The 4,513-nt window shown below is 56.2% G+C and carries 3 protein-coding genes; 1 reads left to right on the forward strand and 2 read right to left on the reverse strand.

Annotation, left to right across the window (positions count from 1 at the left end; genetic code table 11):
• A partial coding sequence (locus tag Q7O77_RS15010) for an ABC transporter substrate-binding protein (protein WP_304169141.1) occupies positions 1 to 394 on the reverse strand: 394 nt, incomplete at its 3' end.
• A gap of 115 nt (positions 395 to 509) precedes the next feature.
• Entirely contained in the window at positions 510 to 3,194 is a 2,685-nt protein-coding gene (gene acnA / locus Q7O77_RS15015) for an aconitate hydratase AcnA (RefSeq protein WP_304169144.1), read from the reverse strand.
• Between the two features lie 428 nt (positions 3,195 to 3,622).
• Between acnA and gstA the strand changes: the two genes are divergently transcribed.
• Positions 3,623 to 4,237 (forward strand): glutathione transferase GstA, encoded by a 615-nt coding sequence (gene gstA, locus Q7O77_RS15020; protein WP_304169147.1) that lies wholly within the window; start codon positions 3,623 to 3,625, stop codon positions 4,235 to 4,237.
• Positions 4,238 to 4,513 lie beyond the last annotated feature (276 nt).

Here is a 4,513-nt window from a genome sequence, read left to right on the forward strand (position 1 = left end):
GCGATAGCGTTTTCGGATCGCTAAGGCGTTGCCAGCTGAACACCACATCGTCGGCTGTGATCGGACTGCCGTCCGACCACATCAGGCCGGGTCGCAGATGAAACGTCCACACCTGATAGTCCTTATGTTCCCAACGCTCGGCCAGCCCCCCGCTGAAGCTGCCGTCATCGTTCGCCCAGATCAGATTATCGAAGAAGTCATGAATGATGTTGGCCTCAACGTCGCTTTCCGCGCGATTCGGGTCCAACGTCGCGGGTTCCGATCCATTACCGCGCACCAGCTCCTGTTTATTCGCTAAGACGGTGCCTGCGGGCACGACCGCCGCGTCTACTGCGGATGCTACCATGCCCAATGCGCTCAGCATCACCGCCAGCCTGAGATGTTCCTTTGCCATTGTGTTTCCCTCTTACACGATGTGATGGTAAAAACCTGCGGCCTCAGTGATACGCGATTATGTCACCTCGAACAAGAGGACGTTCATATGACCCCACACGCCACAAGTGACAACGTCACTCAACCTTAAGCATGTTGCGGATGACATAATGCAGAATGCCGCCGTGGCGAAAGTAAGTCAGCTCGTTTCCGGTATCAATCCGGCAGCGGGTATTGACCGTTTGCGTTTCTCGCTCGTCGGATGTGATCGTCACCGCCACCGTACTGCCGGGTTGCAAATCGGTCAGTCCGGCAATATCAATACGCTCTCCGCCGTTCAGTCCCAGCGTTTTGCGAGTGACGTCTGCCGGAAATTCCAGAGGGAGAATTCCCATGCCAATCAGGTTGGAACGGTGAATACGTTCGAACGTTTCGGCGATGACGACACGAACGCCCAGCAGGCACGGTCCTTTCGCGGCCCAGTCTCTGCTGGACCCTGAGCCATACTCCTTGCCCGCGATCACGGCCAGCGGCACTTGCTCCTGCTGATAGCGCATCGCGGCATCATAGATCGCCAGGACGTCCTGCGAGGGAATATGTCGCGTATAGCCCCCTTCCTTGCCCGGGACCATTTCATTGCGAATACGAATGTTGGCGAACGTCCCGCGCATCATCACTTCATGATTTCCGCGACGAGAGCCGTAGGAGTTAAACGCGTCTGGCTCTACGCCATGCGCCTGCAAATAGCGCCCCGCCGGGCTATCAGCTTTGATATTCCCCGCAGGAGAAATGTGGTCGGTCGTGACGGAGTCGCCCAAAATGGCGAGAATTCTGGCGTTGTGGATGTCTTTGACCGGCTCCGGCGCGATCTGCATCGTATTGAAAAACGGCGTTTGACGGATGTAGGTGGAATCCGCTGGCCAGCGATAAGTCGGTTCATTGCCGACCGCGATCCCCTGCCACTCCGCCGTTCCGGAAAAGACTTCGGCGTACTCGCGACGAAACATATCGCTACTGACCAGTTGCACCGCGTCAGCGACCTCTTTCGCGGAAGGCCAGATATCGCGCAGATAAACCGGCTGGCCCTTGTCATCCTCGCCCAGCGGATCGCGGCTCAGATCTACCGTCATATTGCCCGCCAGCGCATAGGCCACTACCAGCGGAGGAGACGCCAACCAGTTTGTTTTCACCAGGGGGTGAATGCGGCCTTCAAAGTTGCGGTTGCCGGACAGCACGGCGCCGACGGTCAAGTCACCCTGCCGAATCGCCGCTTCAATTGGCGCAGGCAATGGCCCGGAGTTACCGATGCAGGTGGTGCAGCCGTACCCCACCAGATTAAAGCCCAGACGGTCCAGCGCCTCGGTGAGTCCAGCGCGAGCCAGATATTCCGTCACCACCCGAGAACCGGGCGCGAGTGACGTTTTCACCCACGGACGAGTCCGCAGGCCGCGCGCCACAGCGTTGCGCGCCAGCAAGCCCGCCGTCATCAGTACATTGGGGTTAGAGGTGTTAGTGCAAGAAGTGATGGCCGCGATAACGACAGCGCCTTCCCGCAGCGCCTGCGTCTCACCGGCTAATGTGAACTGCGGCGAGGTGTTCTGCGACGGCGAGTGGGTATTCAGATCCAGCTCCCGGCTGGCCTGAAAAGCCGCAGGCACATCCGCCAACGCAACGCGATCCTGCGGTCGTTTAGGGCCGGCCAGACTGGTTTCCACCTTGGCCATATCCAGCTCAAGCTGGCTGGAAAAACGCGGTTCGTCACCCGGATTGCGCCAGAGCCCCTGACGCTTGGAGTAGCTTTCCACCAGCGCAATCTGCTCTTCGCTGCGATTGGTCAGGCGCAGATAATCCAGGGTCACTTCATCGACGGGGAAAAAGCCGCAGGTCGCCCCATACTCTGGCGCCATGTTGCCCAACGTAGCCCTATCGGCCAGCGGTAAATGAGCTAGGCCGTCACCGTAAAACTCTACGAATTTTCCTACCACGCCGTGTTTGCGCAGCATCTGGGTCACCGTCAGCACCAAATCGGTCGCGGTGATGCCTTCGCGCAATCGTCCCGTCAGCTTGAATCCGACGACGTCCGGGATCAGCATGGAGATGGGCTGACCCAGCATCGCCGCCTCAGCCTCAATGCCTCCAACGCCCCAGCCCAGTACGCCCAAACCATTTACCATCGTCGTATGAGAATCAGTACCGACCAGAGTATCCGGATAGGCGATTCGCTGCTCCCCATCCTGTTCAAACCAGACGGTTTTGGCCAGATACTCGAGGTTGACCTGATGGCAAATGCCGGTGCCAGGCGGTACCACGCTGAAGTGACGAAAGGCTTTCTGTCCCCATCTCAGAAACGCATAGCGTTCATGATTACGCATCATTTCAAGTCGCGTATTCTCCTCCAGCGCGTTCTGTTCGCCGAAGTGGTCTACCGTCACCGAATGGTCGATTACCAGATCAACCGGGGCCCGCGGATTAACCTTGTCGACATCGCCACCGAGCCGACGTACGGCATCCCGCATCGCCGCCAAATCAACCACCGCAGGCACGCCGGTGAAGTCCTGCATCAGCACGCGTGCAGGTCGGTAGGCGATTTCCCGATCGCCGTGGGTGCTGACTTGCCAGGCGACCAGCGCACGCAAATCGTCATCACCGACGCTATCGCCGTCGTAGAATCGCAGAACATTTTCGAATAACACTTTCAGGGATTTAGGCAAGGCGTCGATGTTGCCCCAGCGCTCGGCGGCCAACGCCAGACTAAAGAAATGATAGGTGTGCTGACCCGCGGTCAGCGTTTCCATGCAGGCAGTGCGATGTTGTGTTGACATGCTTCCTCCGGGCTAATGCGGACTCCCCTGCGAGGCGCCGTGATGGCAGAGCAGGACGATCGCGCCAGCGGGCAGGAGTGCCATAAGTGATGGCCGCCAGCAGACAATAACCGGCATCTATTTGTGGTTTTATTTAAAGATAACACAAACAAAAAATAACGTTTCCATAACAACGGCCGTTATTATAACGATAGGCATGAGCTGAAAATGCGGCGCTACGCTCGATATTTCGTCAGAAAGGCGAGAGAAAAATGGGTTAAAGCGCACGCGCATGGGCGCGGAGAAAGGCAGACACGAATTAATTTTTACTGTAAATAATATGCGAGGCAACGCACATCACGCCTCAACGATTTCTCGCCATAATGCTGAAGCCTACAACAAGAACAACACACCGAAACAAATGGCAGTTTTTACGGAAGGAACGACGTATGAAACTCTATTACACCCCTGGCAGTTCCGCGCTGTTTCCTCATATCATCCTGTGCGAAACACGCGCGCAATTCACGCTAGAGCGGGTGGACCTGCACACCAAGAGAACTGAACAAGGCCGAGATTACCTGCATATCGCGCCTAAAGGTTTAGTCCCGGCACTGGAGCTGGACGACGGCAGCGTGCTCACCGAAGCGGTCGCCATCGGACTCTATCTGGCGGACAAAGCGCCGCAATATAACCTCATCGCGCCTCCCGATACGATCCATCATTACCATGCCATCGAGTGGTTAAACTACATCGCGATGGAAGTACACAAGGCGGTTTCGCCGCTGTTCCGCTCCGGCACGCCGGAGTCATATAAAGACCTGATGAGAAGCTACCTGAAGCAGCGGTTCAACTACCTGAATACGGTGTTGAGCGAGCATGACTACCTCATCGGCAATCGATTTGGCGTCGCCGATGCCTATTTGTTCACCATCGCCCGCTGGACGCATAAGTTAAAATTCGATTTGAGCGCGTTTCCGGCGCTGAACCATTACATTGAGCGAGTCGGCAACCGGCCATCGGTAGAAAAAGCGATGACGGCGGAAGGACTTGAGCTCATTACCTGAGCCTGCCGTTCTTGAGTTAAAAAAGGGGGAAACATCGCGTTCCCCCTTTTTATTATGCTGACCCGTTCGAAATGGCGTTGACACATTTAACTCGCACAATGAGGAAAATGTGATAAATCAATACATTCAACGCTCGCAGCACGATTACCTCTATCCTTTTGATTAGCCGTTATAGAACTTAGGACTCATCAATTTCAGAGAGAGTCTCAACCGAGTCGGACGGCCTGGAAATGATGGCGAGGATGTGCGATCCCGTCCTGTGCCGCCACCAACTGC

Source organism: Lonsdalea britannica, assembly GCF_946477055.1.
Lineage (GTDB): Bacteria > Pseudomonadota > Gammaproteobacteria > Enterobacterales > Enterobacteriaceae > Lonsdalea > Lonsdalea britannica_A.

Excerpts from the sequence above, each read along its gene's own strand:
- acnA (WP_304169144.1), bottom strand. The coding sequence starts at position 3,194 with ATGTCAACACAACATCGCACTGCCTGCATGGAAACGCTGACCGCGGGT.
- gstA (WP_304169147.1), top strand. The coding sequence starts at position 3,623 with ATGAAACTCTATTACACCCCTGGCAGTTCCGCGCTGTTTCCTCATATC.